Source organism: Kordia algicida OT-1 (assembly GCF_000154725.1).
Taxonomy (GTDB): Bacteria; Bacteroidota; Bacteroidia; order Flavobacteriales; family Flavobacteriaceae; genus Kordia; species Kordia algicida.
Genome location: NZ_DS544873.1, coordinates 3,730,661 through 3,747,803 on the forward strand (window position 1 = coordinate 3,730,661; position 17,143 = coordinate 3,747,803).

The 17,143-nt window shown below is 35.6% G+C and carries 11 protein-coding genes; 7 read left to right on the top strand and 4 right to left on the bottom strand.

Annotation, left to right across the window (positions count from 1 at the left end; all coding sequences use genetic code 11):
* Positions 1 to 411: 411 nt before the first annotated feature.
* The 3 genes from KAOT1_RS15990 to KAOT1_RS16000 are packed head-to-tail and all read left to right on the top strand — an operon-like array spanning position 412 to position 4,553.
* Positions 412 to 924: an RNA polymerase sigma factor gene (locus KAOT1_RS15990; protein WP_007095902.1), complete on the top strand. Its 513-nt coding sequence runs from the start codon at positions 412 to 414 to the stop codon at positions 922 to 924.
* 53 nt (positions 925 to 977) lie between these two features.
* On the top strand, positions 978 to 1,895 hold the full coding sequence (locus KAOT1_RS15995; RefSeq protein WP_050765274.1) for a FecR family protein: 918 nt from the start codon (positions 978 to 980) through the stop codon (positions 1,893 to 1,895).
* A gap of 57 nt (positions 1,896 to 1,952) precedes the next feature.
* A complete protein-coding gene (locus KAOT1_RS16000) occupies positions 1,953 to 4,553 on the top strand; it encodes a TonB-dependent receptor plug domain-containing protein (protein WP_040559618.1) in 2,601 nt (866 codons plus the stop codon).
* Between the two features lie 82 nt (positions 4,554 to 4,635).
* Here the strand turns inward: KAOT1_RS16000 and KAOT1_RS16005 are convergent, their stop codons facing one another.
* Entirely contained in the window at positions 4,636 to 5,430 is a 795-nt protein-coding gene (locus tag KAOT1_RS16005; protein WP_007095905.1) for a Fic family protein, read from the bottom strand.
* A 318-nt stretch (positions 5,431 to 5,748) separates the two neighbouring features.
* The gene (locus KAOT1_RS16015; protein ID WP_007095907.1) at positions 5,749 to 6,909 is read right to left on the bottom strand and encodes a DNA polymerase III subunit; all 1,161 of its coding nucleotides are present in this window, start codon (positions 6,907 to 6,909) and stop codon (positions 5,749 to 5,751) included.
* Positions 6,910 to 7,146: 237 nt separating this feature from the next.
* On the opposite strand from KAOT1_RS16015, the gene KAOT1_RS16020 reads away from it, so the two are divergent.
* The 4 genes from KAOT1_RS16020 (at position 7,147) to KAOT1_RS16035 (ending at position 13,883) form a co-directional block, all read left to right on the top strand.
* Complete coding sequence (locus KAOT1_RS16020) at positions 7,147 to 8,334, top strand: phosphoglycerate kinase (RefSeq protein ID WP_007095908.1); 1,188 nt, start codon at positions 7,147 to 7,149, stop codon at positions 8,332 to 8,334.
* A gap of 161 nt (positions 8,335 to 8,495) precedes the next feature.
* Positions 8,496 to 10,139 (top strand): LysM peptidoglycan-binding domain-containing protein, encoded by a 1,644-nt coding sequence (locus KAOT1_RS16025; protein WP_007095909.1) that lies wholly within the window; start codon positions 8,496 to 8,498, stop codon positions 10,137 to 10,139.
* Positions 10,140 to 10,164: 25 nt separating this feature from the next.
* The gene (locus KAOT1_RS16030) at positions 10,165 to 11,151 is read left to right on the top strand and encodes a DUF4837 family protein (RefSeq protein ID WP_007095910.1); all 987 of its coding nucleotides are present in this window, start codon (positions 10,165 to 10,167) and stop codon (positions 11,149 to 11,151) included.
* A 605-nt stretch (positions 11,152 to 11,756) separates the two neighbouring features.
* On the top strand, positions 11,757 to 13,883 hold the full coding sequence (locus KAOT1_RS16035; RefSeq protein WP_007095911.1) for a Tex family protein: 2,127 nt from the start codon (positions 11,757 to 11,759) through the stop codon (positions 13,881 to 13,883).
* Between the two features lie 4 nt (positions 13,884 to 13,887).
* On the opposite strand, the gene KAOT1_RS16040 is transcribed toward KAOT1_RS16035, so the two are convergent.
* Positions 13,888 to 15,378, bottom strand: coding sequence for a hypothetical protein (locus KAOT1_RS16040; protein ID WP_007095912.1), 1,491 nt, complete (start codon positions 15,376 to 15,378; stop codon positions 13,888 to 13,890).
* Between the two features lie 145 nt (positions 15,379 to 15,523).
* The gene (locus tag KAOT1_RS16045) at positions 15,524 to 16,972 is read right to left on the bottom strand and encodes a hypothetical protein (protein ID WP_007095913.1); all 1,449 of its coding nucleotides are present in this window, start codon (positions 16,970 to 16,972) and stop codon (positions 15,524 to 15,526) included.
* Positions 16,973 to 17,143 lie beyond the last annotated feature (171 nt).

Sequence of the window (17,143 nt, forward strand, 5' to 3'; positions counted from 1 at the left end):
TAAAAAGATATTACCGAGGGAAGAAAAACTAGTAAATAGGTTTTGAGATGTATTTTCTTTTTCCCGAATTCTGTGAGACAACTATCGAAATAGTTGTTTTTCTTTTTCATAGCATTCTTTTCCCATCCTAATTTTTTTGTTCAGTTAAAAAAAAGGGCAACAAAGACTTTAGCCTCGATCTCAATAGCTTTGCTGCCGCTTTATTTTCAACTAATAAAAAACCGACTTAATTGAACTTAATTTGTTTTATGAACGTGTTAGAAATGTTAAATTTCTAAGTAATTGATATTTTTTCGTTGCTTAATTTGTTGATAAAACAGGTAACTTTGAAAATACCCTACCAATTATTTAAAAAAAATTTAAAAATAAATTTACGTAGTTTTGAAAATCCAAAAAATGAATCGTTAATCAATGGCTACAGAAGAAAAATCTGTTTGTGAATCAAAACACTACGAAACCATCTTTAATACACATGCCGAAACACTTCGGAATTTTGTGTATTACAAATGTGGTAGTGAGCAACAAGCAGAAGATATTGTACAAGAAGCATTCATCAAACTTTGGAAAAACTGTGCAAAGGTAATTTACACAAAAGCCAAATCGTATTTATTTACCGTTGCCAACAATATGTTTCTAAATGAAGTAGCGCATCAAAAAGTTGTGCTCAAATACAAACAGCAAAAGGGAAGTAGTGTTTCAAACGAAACTCCAGAATTTGTGTTGCAACAAAAAGAATTCCAAGAAAAGCTACAACGCACCATTGCAAAACTACCAGAAGGACAACGTGAAGTGTTCTTACTCAACAGAATAGACAAAAAAACATATGTTGAAATTGCAGAAATCATTGGACTTTCTGTAAAAGCTGTCGAGAAGCGAATGCACAAAGCATTGGTAACTTTGCGAAAAGAAATAGGAAATATTTAAAAAAAAGTAGGGTATTTCAGTTGGAAACTGTTTAATAACCGAATCAAATAAAAATGATGAAAGAAAAAAATGATGATACGTTTTTAGCAAGATGGCTTGCTGATACACTCACAGAAGAAGAAAAACTTCGGTTTGAAAATTCTGAGGAATATCAGGACTATCTGCATATCATTGAAAGTGTTGACCTGATGGAAGCACCTTCTTTTGATAAAAAATCCGTATTGAAATCGATTCAACAGAAACAACAAATTGCTGAACCTAAAGTAAGAAAAATACGCACTTCATGGTTGTACAGTGCAGCCGCAGTAATACTCTTATTTGTAGGTTTTTCATACTTCTATGTAAACGCCGATACCAATTTTGAAACCACTTTTGGCGACCAAATGACAGTAACTTTGCCAGATGGTTCTGAAGCAATCTTAAACGCAAAAACGACACTTTCTTACAATAAAAACTCTTGGGACAGTAATAGAAATATTGTTTTAGATGGAGAAGCTTATTTTAAAGTTGAAAAAGGAGAAAAATTTACAGTAACCACAACTTCAGGAACTGTTGAAGTACTTGGAACACAATTTAATGTACTTACAGATGATGCTATTTTTGAAGTAAAATGTCATGAAGGAAAAGTAAAAGTAACTTCCAAAAATCAAGAAACTGCAATTTTAACACAAGGAAACGCATTTTCTTTTATAAATGGCGAAACTACCTCTTGGAACTTCAACACCAATGATGCATCGTGGAGAGATGGCGAAAGTAACTTTAGGGAAATGCCTATAAAACATGTTATTACAGCTTTACAAGATCAATACGGAGTACAATTTAATGTTGATTCAATAGACACAAAGCAACGTTTTACAGGAACATTTTCACACAAAAACCTAAAACTTGCACTTCGAACAGTTTTTGTTCCTATGGAAATTTCATATACTTTTAAGGACGAAAAAACAGTTATTCTTAAAAAAGCGAAATAATCAACCCTTTTTTACGACAAAAAAGGAATCGCACAATGGAATTTTACCGTTACGTCTATGAAAAGTGTCATAAGTGTTGTCTTACTGTTCATCACACATGCATTGTTAGCCCAAAACAATGTGTCGCTTTCGTTTGAAAAAGAACCACTTCAAGACGCCTTAACAACGATAGAAAAAGCCTTTGATGTAAAATTTTCCTATAAAGCAGAACTCGCAGAAGGAAAAATAATTACGCTTACGCTGAAAGATGCTTCACTCAATACCGTTTTTCAACGTTTACAAGAAATAGTTCCTATCGTATTCGAAAAAGTAAACGAACGTTACTACGTCATCAGAAACCAATCGCAAGCAGGAAAAATTCGTATATGTGGCGTTTTGGTCGATTCCAAAAGTCAATTGCCTATCGTAGAAGCTTCTGTTGTAAACATATCGCAATACAAAGGAACTGTCACCAACAATAATGGACGATTCGAATTATTTTTAGCATTTCCTTCCGATACTATTGAAGTTCGTTTCTTAGGCTACAAAACCAAACGACTAATTGCTAAAGAATTGCAAAAAAATCCTTGCGAAAAAGTTTCTATGGAAGCCGATCAGTACGACTTAGGAACGGTTTTAATAAGCAACTATCTTACCTCAGGAATCAACAAAAAAACAGATGGTGCATTGTCATTATCGCCTTCAAAACTCGGAATTCTTCCCGGACTTACAGAACCAGATGTATTACAAAGCATTCAACTCTTACCAGGAATTCAAAGTCCTAACGAAACTGCTTCAGGATTATTCATTCGTGGTGGGACGCCCGATCAAAACCTAATTTTATGGGATGGCATAAAAATGTATCACTCTGGACATTTTTTCGGATTAATTTCTGCCTTCAATCCGTACGTAATAGAAGAAGTTTCTGTATACAAAAGCGGAACCGAAACGCGTTATGGAGATCGTATTTCGGGAGTTATTGACATTCAAACAGACACCAAAGTGCCTGAAAAACTATCTGGCGGATTTGGGTTTAATATGACACATGCTGACGCATATTTAAAAATACCAATTGCTAAAAACTTTGGTGTTACAGTTTCTGCGCGACGCGCTTTTACAGATGTCTGGGAAACGTTTACCTACAACAACTTTTCAGAACGTGTATTTCAAAACACAAAAATTACCAAAAGCTCCGAAATCATTGAAAATGTATTCTCTGAAACTGAAAACAGGTTCTTTTTTACAGATTACACCATAAAATTTATTGGAAAACTCTCCGATAAAGATGAGGTAATGTTAAGTACTTTGCGAACAAAAAATGAACTTGATTTTACCTCAGAAATAGAACTATTTGAAGAAACATCACGCGATCAACTAAGCATTCGCAATGCAGGGTTTAGCGGATTTTGGAAACGCCAGTGGAGTCCTAATTTCTCGCATACGTTAGATGCATATTATTCTCGATTTGACTTTGATTACTTAGGAACTTTTAGAGGAGACATTGTAGAAATTACGGAGCAAGATCAAAAACGAAACAAAATAAAAGACATTGGACTTGCCTACAACACAACTTGGAAAATAGACGAAAAACGAAGCTTACAATCAGGATATCAATTTTCATCCAATGATGTCTCGTTTGGTTTTTCTGGTTTTAGAGGCACGGAAGATGGTGTCACTACATACGATGCAGGAGAGGAAAACATCAACAATTCACACGCAGCATTTACATCATTCAAATACAACAACAAAAATGAATTGATTATCAATGCAGGTTTACGAATGAACTATTTTAGTACTACAAAACGTGCGTTTTTTGAACCGAGATTGTACATCGAGAAAAAACTCAACAAACGTTTTAGTATTAACTTTTCAGGAGAACTCAAACACCAAGCGGTTAGTCAAATTTTAGAATTCAATACAGCAAACTTTGGCTTGGAAAATCAAGTGTGGGCAATTGCCAATGGTGATGAATTTCCAATACTAAAAAGCAGGCAAATTTCAGCAGGAGTTTTATTCAATAAAAAAGGCTGGCGTATAGACTTAGATGCGTATTACAAAAACATTTCGGGACTTACATCTTTCAACAGAAGTTTTGGAAACACCAGTGTTTTAGAAACCTTTACAGAAGGAAAAAGTAACATATACGGAGTAGATGTGCTCATTGAAAAAAAGATCAACGATTACCAAACGTGGATGAGCTATTCATACACAGATAACAAATTTGAATTCTCGCTCATTAACAACGGACTTACATTTCCTGGGAACTACGACATTCGTCATTACTTCCGTTGGGCGCATTCGTACACCATAAACAACTTTAAATTCTCTTTAGGTTGGAATTACCGCACAGGAACGCCATACACGCCTGTAACATCGCAAACGCAAGCCAATGGAGACTTATTCGTATTTATTGGAGATACGAATAGTACGCGTATTCCTGACTATCATCGTTTGGATTTCTCAGGAACGTACACGTTTAACTTTGACAAAAAGAACAATTGGAAAGGGAAAATAGGATTTTCACTGCTCAATATCTACGATCGTAAAAACTTGCTAGAACGATATTACGAAATTCGTCCGTTCCTAAATCAAGATGATAATGTGCAATTTCGTCTAGAAACCGTTGATAAATTTTCGTTAGGCTTAACGCCGAATTTAGTATTTAGAGTAGATTTTTAGGAAAAACTCAATATTGAAAGATGAACTAATTCGTTGCAGAACGGAATCTTTATTTGTGATATTTAAAATATTCAAAACGTATTTAATTTGCGATACGTTCTTCCAAATAATCAGACATACCATTCGCTAGGAATTCCACCAACGGAATATTAGAATTTTCATTTTCACAAGCAACAATCTTACTAATATATTCAAACGTATCTTTATCAGAAGTTATCTTCTTAAAAATTGGAGGACAATTATTCTTCATCAAAACAGTTCCGATAATTATTCTACAAACTCTTCCATTTCCATCAGCAAACGGATGAATTTCATTCAAAAACTGATTATGAAAATAGCTTACAACAGTAATTAAATGATGTTCATTAGTTGTATTATCTATATTTTGGAATTTTGCATTAAAAATATCAATATAGGAAGACATAATAACATCCAAATTATAGTGAGGTGCGTACTCTTTATTGGCAAAAAAAGGTTCTCTATATCCTATCGTTGGAATATTTCTGTATTCACCAACCAAATGAGGATTAAAATCAATTTCCCAAGCCAACTCGCTTCCCATCAAGTTTCTATGAATTTCTTTAATAGTTGTTTCTGTAAGTTCAAAAGTTTCAAATCTATTTATCATAGATTCCAAAATATCTTTGTGATTAGAAACATCAAGCAAACTTTTCATTTTACTTTTTCTAACTAATTCTCCATTCAAAAACTTAATGGTATCTCCGTATTGCAATTTTTCATCTTCTATTTTTGAAGAATAAAAAGAATAATCGTTAATCAAACTAGACTTAAACGAACTCGTCCAATCAGAAACAGGAAACTTTTCTCTGAAACTTTCTAAAGCTGTATTAAAGCGTTGTAAGTAAGCAGAAAGCATCTTTAATCGCTATATTTAGAAAATACATAACGAACCCAATGTTTGATGTCATGAGGATATACAAATAGGACATCATTTTTTTTAACTAAAGTTTTGCCAAAGAAAAATGTATCAAAATCCAATTTAAAGGAATTTGGAATATTTTTCACGGGAACTAAATCTTTTGTAAAAGATAATTCTTTAAGTGTCGATATGTCTGTTCTAGATATTAACATCAAATAGGTTGTGCGTACAATTTTTCAAATCGATACAAATATAAATTAAAGATAAGTAAAATAAATAAAATAACTATTCTGTTGCTTGTCATTACATTAAAACCTACAACGCTTGATCCTTTCGATGCAACAAGCGCGTCAATTTAATAGATAAATCTGTCAAAACGATTTTAGCATTTCCATTGCGCTCAATATGATAAATCGCATCTTGCAATTCCTTTGAAATATCCAAAATATTATTTCCGTGAACAAAAGGCGCAAACTTTTCGAGAAAAAAACCTTTGGTATGTGGTTCAAAAAACACCAAATCGGTTGCAGTATAATTTTGAAGCAACGCTTGTCGAAAAAGATCCAAACAAAAGCTTAAAAATTTCTTCTGTGTCTCTCGTCCTGTTTTGGCAACTTCTTCGCTCCAAGCAATCAAATCACGCACGGCAGTTTTATTTCCTTTTGCTTTAAAAGCAGAACGAACCCAAGCGACAAACCATGTTTCAAACATCAAATCTTCTGAATCTTGATGTACCAAATCTACCGCTTTATTATAATTTCCATTTGCCTGATGTGCAATTTTAGTAGCTTCTGCTTCTGCAACATTCAGGTTTTTCATCAAAGATTCCTTAATCGCTTGTTCGCCCAAAGGAGGAAAATGTAGAATTTGGCAACGCGAACGAATTGTATTAATAATTTGTTCTTCATCTTCAGCAATCAAAAGAAACAAGGTCTTATTTGGCGGTTCTTCAATTAACTTCAACAATTTATTTGCCGCGGCTGTATTCATGCGTTCTGCCATCCAAATAATCATTACTTTATAACCACCTTCATACGATTTCAGCGTAAGCGATTTAACAATATCTAGCGCTTCATCAACACCAATCTGTCCTTGCTTATTATCAATACCGAGCATTTTATACCAATCGAACAAATTTCCATACGGTTGCTCTTTAACAAACTGCCGCCATTCTTCCAAAAAATGTTTTGATACGGGATGACTTTTCACTTTATGATTTCCCGCAACAGGAAAGGCAAAATGCAAATCGGGATGCGAAAGATTACTAAATTTCAAATTACAAGCGTCATTTCCGCCAGCATTTTCTCCTTCCGAATTTTGACACAACACATACTGCGCATATGCAATTGCCATCGGAAGCGTTCCGCAACCTTCTGGACCCACAAAAAGTTGTGCATGCGGAATGCGTCCGCGATCGGCACTCAATGTGAGATGTTTTTTAATATGTGTTAATCCTAAAATATCCTGAAAAAGCATGTGGCAAATATAGTTGTAAGTGTTCAATTTTTGTGTGATAGACACGATAAAATCCTTGAAAAAACATCGTAAAAATGTAAAAAACAACAAGAAACTGTAATTTTAACTCATGGAATGGCTTACTAAAACGTTTGATGAAAAAAAACTTCAAAAAAGTCATCCCCAAAAATAGAAAACAACTTATATTGCTTGCTGATTCAGGATGTAAAACAACAATAACCGAAAAATAAAATACTTGTGAAAACGCTAAACGACTTCAACTTTAAAGATAAAAAAGCACTCATTCGTGTAGATTTTAATGTTCCTTTAAACGATCAATATCAAGTTACGGACGATACGCGAATTCGTGCCGCAAAACCAACCATTATCAAAATATTAGAAGATGGTGGAAGTTGCGTATTAATGTCGCACTTAGGAAGACCAAAAGGGTTTCAGGAAGAATATTCACTGCGTCACATTGTTGAAACGGTTTCTCAAATCATTGGTGTGCAAGTAAAATTTGCAGGAAACTGTATTGGCGAGGAAGCTGAAAAAGCAGTAGCAGGTTTAGAAGATGGCGAAGTATTATTATTAGAAAATTTACGTTTTCACGAAGAAGAAAAAGCTGGTGATGAAGCCTTTGCGGCGAATCTTGCCAAATTGGGAGACATCTACGTAAATGATGCTTTTGGTACAGCACACAGAGCGCACGCATCTACAGCAGTCATCGCAGAAAACTTTACAGATAAAAAATGCTTTGGATTGTTACTTGCAAAAGAAATAGAAAGCATTGCAAAAGTGATGGAAACAGGCGAGAAGCCAGTTACCGCAGTTCTTGGAGGTGCCAAAGTATCGTCAAAAATTACAATCATAGATAACATCTTAGACAAAATAGATCACCTAATAGTTGGTGGCGGAATGACATTTACCTTCATCAAAGCACAAGGCGGAAGCATTGGAAACTCATTGGTAGAAGATGACAAACTTGACTTGGCAAAAGAAATTATGAAAGAAGCGGAAGCCAAAAATGTAACCATTCATTTGCCAGTAGATGCTGTTATTGCAGATGCATTTGCCAACGATGCAACCACAAAAGTAGTAGACGTTACCGAAATTCCTGACGGTTGGATGGGCTTAGACGCTGGATCAGCAACACAAGCAAAATTTGCTGAGGTCATCGCAAAATCAAAAACCATTCTTTGGAATGGACCTTTAGGTGTTTTTGAAATGCCAAACTTCGCCAAAGGAACCATTGCTTTAGGTAATGCTATTGCCGATGCTACCAAAAACGGAGCATTTTCACTTGTTGGTGGTGGCGATTCTGTAGCTGCGGTAAAACAATTTGGTTTTGAACCAAAAGTAAGTTATGTAAGTACAGGTGGCGGTGCTATGTTGGAAAGCTTAGAAGGAAAAACATTGCCAGGAATTGCAGCAATTTTAGCGTAAAACACATAACAAAATAACAAATATCAAAAAGTCTAATTCTTGTAGTTAGACTTTTTTAATACACGCTAATTTCTAAATTCAAATAAAAAACACGAATTTAGCACCAATCGCGTTTCAATACCATAGAAACCGTTTAAAACGAAAAAACGCCTTATATATACATGAAATATCTCTTTAGCATACTTTTCTTATCTCTAGCTTTTGTGGGAAATGCCCAAGAAGATGAAAAAAAGCCAGTAAAAGAAAAACCTACGTTCAAAATTATAAAAGACACGATCATTCTTGATGGAAAAAAAACCGTTATGACTGATACGATTTATTTTGATACCAAAAACGAAATCAAACGTACAGCAAATGATATCTTGCCAGAATTAGACAGCACAAAAACAGTACTAGACGGAAAAAAAGTATTGACCAAAGTCAATGAAAGCTACGATTTACAAGATGATAAAATGGCAGCAAAAATTGACAGTTTATGGCTGCGCGAATTGAGCGGAACAGCTTTATTTGACACCATTCACAATGAAATTACAGAACTTAAATATGACCCTGTAGTATATCAAGATTTGCCGACAGACACATTAAAAGCGCGTTTGGAACGATTAAATGCCAAAACGCCGTTCAATATTGAATACAATCCTTCGTTAGAAAGTGTCATTCGCAGGTTTTTAAAAAGACGTAAAAAATCGATGGAACGCCTGATGAAAATCAGCCAATACTACTTTCCAATGTTTGAACAAGAATTGGACAATCACAACATTCCATTAGAAGTAAAATACCTAGCAATCGTAGAATCTGCCTTAAATCCAAGAGCACGTTCGCGAGTTGGCGCTACTGGATTGTGGCAATTTATGTATCAAACAGGAAAACAATACGATTTAGACGTAAACTCATACGTAGACGAACGTAGCGATCCTGTAAAATCGACCAAAGCAGCGTGTCAATACTTGGCAAGTCTCTACAAAATATTTGGTGATTGGGATTTGGCACTAGCAGCCTACAACTCAGGTCCAGGGAACGTATCCAAAGCCATTAGACGTTCTGGCGGATACGTAAATTATTGGAACATTCGATCAAACTTACCACGCGAAACAGCAGGATATTTGCCAGCGTTCTTAGCAACCATGTATATTTTTGAATATGCAGACGAACACGGTTTTCAGGTAGACAACATAGAAACTCCACACTTTGCAACCGATACCATTCGCGTGAAGCAATTATTGACCTTCGATCAAATTTCGGAAGTATTAAACGTAAAAGTAGAAGACCTTCAATTCTTTAATCCATCATACAAATTAGACATCATTCCACACATAAAAGGAAGAAATTATACCTTGCGATTGCCCGTACAAGAAGTAGGGAAATTTGTAAACAATGAAGAAGCAATTTACGCTTTCGCAAAAGAAGAATTAGCCAAAAGAGAAAAACCATTACCACAACTTTTTCAAATGGACAAACGCACGCGTTATCGTGTAAAAAGTGGTGATTATCTCGGAAAAATTGCGCGACGTTTTGGTGTGCGCGTAAGCGATTTAAAACGCTGGAATGGATTGCGTTCCAACAGATTGCGAATTGGACAACGATTAACGATTTATCCAAAAAAACCTGGTTTTGCAGTCAAAAAACCATCACAAAAGAAAAAAAATACAGGCAATGCAAAAACCTATGTTGTCAAGTCTGGCGACTCTTTGTGGAGCATTGCACAAAAATTTCCTGGAGTTTCTGTCAAGAATATTAAAAAATGGAATGATATTAGTGGTAATAAACTAAAACCTGGAATGACGTTGCAGGTTTCCAAAAAATAAATAAACAATCATAAACCCATTACACGTGAAAAAATTATACGCACTTATATTTGTTTTAGCATTATTTTCTTCTTGTGGAGATAAGAATGACAAAGATGTTGCCGAGCGATATAAACCACAATCTGCAGGAAAAGTAAATCTATTGGCAGTTGTTATTGATAACGATCAATGGAAAGGAAAAATAGGGGATAGCATTCGAAGTATTTACGGTGCACCAACAGATGGTTTGCCAATGGAAGAACCGCTATTTTCGCTAAAACAAATAAATCCTGAAGTATTCAAAGATCCAATTACGACGTACAGAAGTATTTTAATTATAGAATCATCTGACGAGAAAAAATTCCGTATCAAAGGAGATGTATATGCAAAACCACAGCAAATTGTATATATATCAGGTTCAGACGATGAAATTATTGCACAACTTACAGAAAATGCAGCAAAATCTATCAAAACCCTAAAGGACAATGAATTACTTTCCAAGCAACAATTCATTAAAGGAGCATTAAACAAAGACAAATCGTTGGAGGAAACCTTTGGAATTTCGCTAAATATTCCTTCTGTATACAAAGTAGTCAAAAAGGAAGACAATTTCGTTTGGTTTGAGCGTAAAGTTTCTAACGGAACCATGAATATTATTGCATACACCTTGCCATACGGAAGCATTCCAAAAAACGATACAACGATTGATGCTATCATTAAAATGCGTGACTCCATTGGTGAAGCGTATGTACCTGGTAGAGATCCTGAAACAATGTATATGATTACTGAAAAAGCATACGCACCGTTTCTCTTTGAAGCAACGATTGACAATAAGTTTGCATTTGAAACCAAAGGAATGTGGGAAGTACACGGCTTTCAAATGGCAGGACCGTTTATCAACTATGTGGTAGATGACAAAGATCACAACCGACTCATGGTGATTGAAGGATTTGCCTTTGCGCCTTCGGAAGACAAAAGAGATTTTATGTTTGAAATTGAGGCGATCTTAAAATCCCTGAAAATTCAGAAATAAACAATATACAAATACAGTATAAAACCGATTGCAGCACATAAGTTAGTTCTTGTGTGCTTTTTTTATGTCTAAATTTTCGCTGTTGCGGAATGAACTCTTTGAATTTGAAGTTGAACTTGAAACTGAACTTGAACTTTAATTTGAAACTCAATTCAGTTTTCTACAACAGTAAACAATTCGTGAATTCGTGACAAAAAACTCTTTCAGAAATTGAGTTTAAACTTCAACTTGAAACCGAAACTAATGAAACGTCATTACATATCTTTAACCAAATACAGTTTCCCCACAACAGTAAGCAATTCGTGAAAATTTTTAAAGTTCACACAAAGACCAATCAACAATTCGTGAATTCGTAAAAAAACTTCCTAAATTTAAGTTAGAAACCGAATTTGAACTTGAAGTTGAACACAACAAAGTACCTTTAATTTGTCATTTCGAGCGTTTTGAAAAACGTGTGGCAATCTGTTGCTTCAAATAATACGAATGTCATGTGAGAAACAGATTGCCACGTCATACTTCCTCGTAAAGATGTTTCAATTGAATAAAAACAACCAAACAAAAAACACTAAATTGCACTTCCAAATCAATCTTTCAATCACAATACAATGACCCAACTTCAATACATACAATCACAGCTTTCATTGCCTGAAAAAAGCATTCTCAAAACCATTGAATTGCTCAACGAAGATTGTACCATTCCTTTTATTTCTCGCTATCGAAAAGAAATGACAGGAAACCTAGACGAAGTACAAATTGGTCAAATTGTAAAGCTAAAAACAGCCTACGAAGAACTCGAAAAAAGACGTGAAGCTATTCTCAAGGCCATCACGGAGCAAGAAGCGCTAACGCCACAATTACAGGAAAAAATTGCGCAAGCAAAAACACTCACCGCGTTGGAAGACTTGTATTTACCTTACAAGAAAAAACGCAAAACGAAAGCTTCTATTGCCAAAGAAAACGGACTCGAGCCATTGGCAAAAATCATTATGAAGCAACAACACGAAGATGTAATCTATGCAGCAAATCGTTTTGTAAAAGGAGAAGTCACTTCGGTAGAAAAGGCCATTGAAGGTGCGCGACATATTATTGCAGAATGGATTAACGAAAAAGAATATGTTCGAAACAAAATAAGACGTCTTTACCAACGAAAAGCAACAATCACTACCAAAGTTGTCAAAGCAAAAAAAGATGACGAAAACGCACAAAAATACAAGCAATATTTTGACTGGAGCGAATCGCTTCACAGAACACCTTCACACAGATTGCTCGCTATGTTACGAGCTGAAAAAGAAGGTTTTATCAAACTAAAAGTTGCTGTTGATAAAGAAGAAGCTTTAGAAACTATTGACAGATTGGTCATCAAAACAGACGTTACTTCTTGCACGGATCAAGTGTTTATTGCCATTGAAGACGCCTACAAACGATTACTATCGCCAGCAATTGTCAATGAAGTACTAAACGATGTAAAAGCCAAGGCAGATGCAACAGCAATTTCCGTTTTTGCAGACAATTTAAAGCAATTATTATTGGGCGCGCCACTTGGTCAAAAACGGGTTTTGGCGATTGATCCAGGATTTAAGTCAGGCTGTAAAGTAGTGTGTTTGGACGAAAAAGGTGATTTGTTACACAATGAAAATATCTATCCACATCCGCCACAGCGAAAAACTACAGACGCAGGAAAAAAAATACGTTCGTTGGTCAATGCGTATAAAATTGAAGCCATTGCTATAGGAAATGGAACAGCTTCGCGAGAAACAGAATTTTTCATTAAAAAGATTCAATTTGATCGCGATCTACAAGTATTTATCGTGAATGAAGCTGGCGCATCTGTATATTCTGCATCCAAAATTGCACGTGCCGAATTTCCAAATTATGATGTGACGGTTCGTGGTGCGGTTTCTATTGGAAGACGACTCAAAGATCCGTTGGCGGAACTCGTAAAGATTGATCCGAAAGCAATTGGTGTTGGACAATATCAGCATGATGTCGATCAAACAAAACTCAAAGAAGAACTCGATACGGTTGTGATGAGTTGTGTAAACGCCGTTGGTGTCAATGTAAATACTGCAAGTAGCGCATTGCTGAGTTATGTATCTGGAATTGGCGTGAATTTGGCAGAAAATGTAGTGAAATACAGAAGCAAAAACGGAAAAATTGATTCGCGAAATAGCTTAAAAAAAGTACCACGATTAGGTCCGAAAGCGTTTCAGCAAGCCGCAGCATTCTTACGAATTACCGATGCCAAACATCCGTTAGATAATTCTACCGTGCATCCAGAAAGTTATCATATTGTTGAAAAAATGGCAAAAGATGTCAAGCTTTCTGTAGACGAATTGATTGGAAATAAAGCAGTTTTAAGTACCATAGATCTTCAAAAGTATTGTACAGAAACTATCGGATTGCCAACGTTGAATGATATTGTCAAAGAATTGGAAAAACCAGGCGTTGATCCGCGGAAAGCGGCAAAACTTTTTGAATTTGATAAAAATGTAAAAACCATATCAGATGTTAAAGTTGGCATGTCGCTACCTGGAATCGTCAATAATATTACCAATTTTGGTTGTTTTGTCGATATCGGAATTAAGGAAAGCGGTTTAGTCCATATTTCAAAATTGGCAAACGAATTTATCAGTGATGTCAACTCGGTTGTAAAACTGCACCAACATATTACCGTAACAGTTGTTGAGGTGGATGAAGCACGTAAGCGAATTCAATTGTCTATGATTGATTAGATTTTCAGCTATTTAGCGAATTGTGAAGCCAAGTAGCATCATCTTCAATTTCTTGCGCATTATTGAAACAAATATAACCACTTGGTGCATTTTTACGATCTAAATAATCGGGAAGCTTCCGCGGATTTAATACGTATCTTTTAGACACTTGCAAATCGATGTGTTCCTTTTCTGGTCCATCATAAATGAGCAATTTCCCAAAGCGACATGCAATATTGATGAAGCGACTTTTTTTATGAATGTAGATTTCTCCATGCGTCAAATCGACTCCGGTTAAGTGTGTATTGGCACAATCGTCCAAAAAGATGCCTGGTTTTACACGTTCTGGTGGAAGGTTTCGATCTTTACGATTTACTGCGCCCAATCCAGAAGCGAAAAAACCGCCAATCACATGCAATCCTGAAGATTGTTTTGCAAATACTGTTTCTCCATGTATACTTGCGCCTGCAAACCAGCAATTAATGAGTGTAGTATCTCTAATTCGCCATCGCAATCCGCTTCCTTTTTGACAACTTTCCATAAAAATAGCTCTTTTGGCTCTTGCATTGAGCGTAAATACGATGTTTTCAGCAGTCCATTTTGCCACCGCAGGACAATCTGTTTTATATCCGTTCTTGTCTACACAAGAAGTTTCAGTAGAAAGTAAGGAAACAATATTTGCATCATACGCATTTATGTACTTCGGATTGTTTTTTTCTTCCTCAGGAATAAATAATAGTGGCACATCAACCGTTAAATTTTTCAATCCGCCGCCAGCGTTATTGCTACCATTGGCTACGTATCTAAAAAAAGCACCTTTGTCGTTATTTTGAGGTAAAATACTTTCCTTCGGATTGTTGGGATTAGCAAAGTTGAAGTCGTTGTATCTGTGGAAAATAAGCAAGCGTGTTCCGTGTGCTGAAGTTCCCATGTTTCCTTCGCCTTCAAAGACGACTCCGTAGTAAATTGTACTGATGAAGGTGTGAAAGTAATATCTTCCGGAAGGAATAAAAATAGTTTTTCCAGGCCGCGTGTACGCTCGATTATTAAAGGTATGAATTGGCGGATTAAATTTTGGTGGATTTACATATTTTCCTTTGCCGTCTCGTTGCCTGATGGCGATATCAAATTGTGCATATTGCAGTGCAGCATTTACCGCAGGAGATGCATCTGAACCGCTTGGTCGTGCGCCAAACCAACGTAAGTTTAGTTTTCCTCTGTCCCATTGGCGCGTCCATTTTCCGTTTGGATTTGTTTTTGATTTGCACACCATTCCGTCGTAATTGGCGTTGTATCCAATTTTGAGCATGGCTTCAAAAGAAGCATACGGACTTTTCGGATTGCGAGCGTTTGGAGTATTACTTTGATAAAAAGGTTCGAGCGAAGATTTTGCATCAAAAATAAAAAAACCACCGCCGCCATCTTCGTCATTTAGATAACCGCGCATGTACACCATTTCTTTATCTGATGGTGAAGCATAGTTGTATAATTCTTCGAAACTTTCTACGACGTTCATTGATGTGTATTTTAGATTTTCTAAAATACTATAAATATTTGAGAGGAAAGTGTTATGTGTTTTTTGGATTGTTTCAGAAATTAAAAACGCATCAATTTTAGGTTGATGCGTTTTTGGTTTTATTTGTAATTTGAGAATGTCTTAATTATTCCCAATCCCAACCAGTGATTAAATCAGCGTCTAGATCATTGTAGATATCTGTGAAGTAGCCATAACATTTGTAATTTGTAGGAGTTGTAGCAGTATCACAAACTAAATCATTATTGGTATGAACTCTTCTATTAAGAATAAATCTTTTAGAAACATGAAGCGCTTTGTGATCATTATTTGGACCATTGTAAATTAATAACTTCCCAAATCGACAATCAATATTGATAAATGTACTAATCTCATCAATCTGAATGATAGAATGTGACAAGTCAACTCCGTTTAGATGCGTATTTGCACAACCATATGTTCCACCTAATACAATTCCTGGTGTAAGAACGTCATTTTCTACTCCTGTACCAGAAGAGAAGAACCCGCCTATTATCTGGAGTTCAGATACATTTTCTGCACGTACAGTTTGCCCTTCAACACTAGCTCCAGCAAACCAACAGTTAATCAACATAATGTCTCTAATACGCCAAGGTAAAACTCCGCCAACCTGCGAACTTTTCATATATAATGCTCTTTTTGAAAGTCCAGACATGACAATGAAGACATTTTCCGCTGTCCATTTGGAAACCCCTGGATTATAGTCTAAAGCATGTTCGTTGGTTGGATACAAAGCATGGTCTGTTTGTTCTTGTGGAGATAGTAAAGAGATAACATTAGTATCATAGGTTTGTTCTGCAACTTGAATAGATAAGTTTTTAAGTCCTCCACCAGAGTTATTAGCTGCAACTTCTCCAACAAACCTTAAAAAACCAGATTCTTCTTGTGAGTAATTAGGTATACTTGAATAAGCTTGATTGATGTAAAGTCTTGTTCCGTGTGCAGAAGTACCCATATTGCCTTCACCTTCTATTACAACTCCAAAGGTAATGTCACTAATTGCGGAGTAAAATTTATATCTTCCTGACGGAATAAAAATAGTTTTTCCAGGTCTTGTGAAAAATGCAGAATTAAATATAGAAACCCCAGAATCATTTGGGAAGGCGTTAATAGGATCAAATTGCGCATATTTTAACGCTGCATTTAATGCCCATGAGGTATCTCTCCCTGCGGTATAATCGGGACGTGCGCCAAACCATCGTAGATTTAATGCTCCACGATCCCATTGACGAATCCATCTTCCATCTGTTATATCTATAGCTTTACAAACCATACCATCATAGTTTTCATTATACCCGACTTTAAAAATACTTGTATCATCGAATACTGGATCTAATGTTGAGTTTTCCTCAAAAATAAATAAACCGCTACCACCATCGTTTTTGTCCCAGAATCCTTGAACATATACAATATCTCCATCAGATGCTGAATACGGATCAGGATTTGAAATCGTTTCAGGATTGTCAGAACTAATAGGAAAATCAGGGTCAAAATTAGGGTTTGGAATAGTAGTAACTGTTAGATTATATAATCTTGCCATATTTTCTACTGTTATCATAATTTTTTAAGTTTTAGTTTTTAAAGCTTTTATTCTTTAAAAAGATTAATATTTGTTTGAATTTACTGCTGAGAATTGTTGATACAAATAAACTGCAAATAAGCCGAAAAACGCAGTGATAGCAAGGATTTCAGCTGCAAAGACAGGAAGTGTTTAGGAGTTTTTTGAGGT

What these genes read in the sequence shown, in the direction of transcription:
- KAOT1_RS15990 (WP_007095902.1), top strand. Translation starts at nt 412, where the DNA reads ATGGCTACAGAAGAAAAATCTGTTTGTGAATCAAAACACTACGAAACC.
- KAOT1_RS15995 (WP_050765274.1), top strand. Translation starts at nt 978, where the DNA reads ATGATGAAAGAAAAAAATGATGATACGTTTTTAGCAAGATGGCTTGCT.
- KAOT1_RS16000 (WP_040559618.1), top strand. Translation starts at nt 1,953, where the DNA reads ATGAAAAGTGTCATAAGTGTTGTCTTACTGTTCATCACACATGCATTG.
- KAOT1_RS16005 (WP_007095905.1), bottom strand. Translation starts at nt 5,430, where the DNA reads ATGCTTTCTGCTTACTTACAACGCTTTAATACAGCTTTAGAAAGTTTC.
- KAOT1_RS16015 (WP_007095907.1), bottom strand. Translation starts at nt 6,909, where the DNA reads ATGCTTTTTCAGGATATTTTAGGATTAACACATATTAAAAAACATCTC.
- KAOT1_RS16025 (WP_007095909.1), top strand. Translation starts at nt 8,496, where the DNA reads ATGAAATATCTCTTTAGCATACTTTTCTTATCTCTAGCTTTTGTGGGA.
- KAOT1_RS16035 (WP_007095911.1), top strand. Translation starts at nt 11,757, where the DNA reads ATGACCCAACTTCAATACATACAATCACAGCTTTCATTGCCTGAAAAA.
- KAOT1_RS16040 (WP_007095912.1), bottom strand. Translation starts at nt 15,378, where the DNA reads ATGAACGTCGTAGAAAGTTTCGAAGAATTATACAACTATGCTTCACCA.
- KAOT1_RS16045 (WP_007095913.1), bottom strand. Translation starts at nt 16,972, where the DNA reads ATGATAACAGTAGAAAATATGGCAAGATTATATAATCTAACAGTTACT.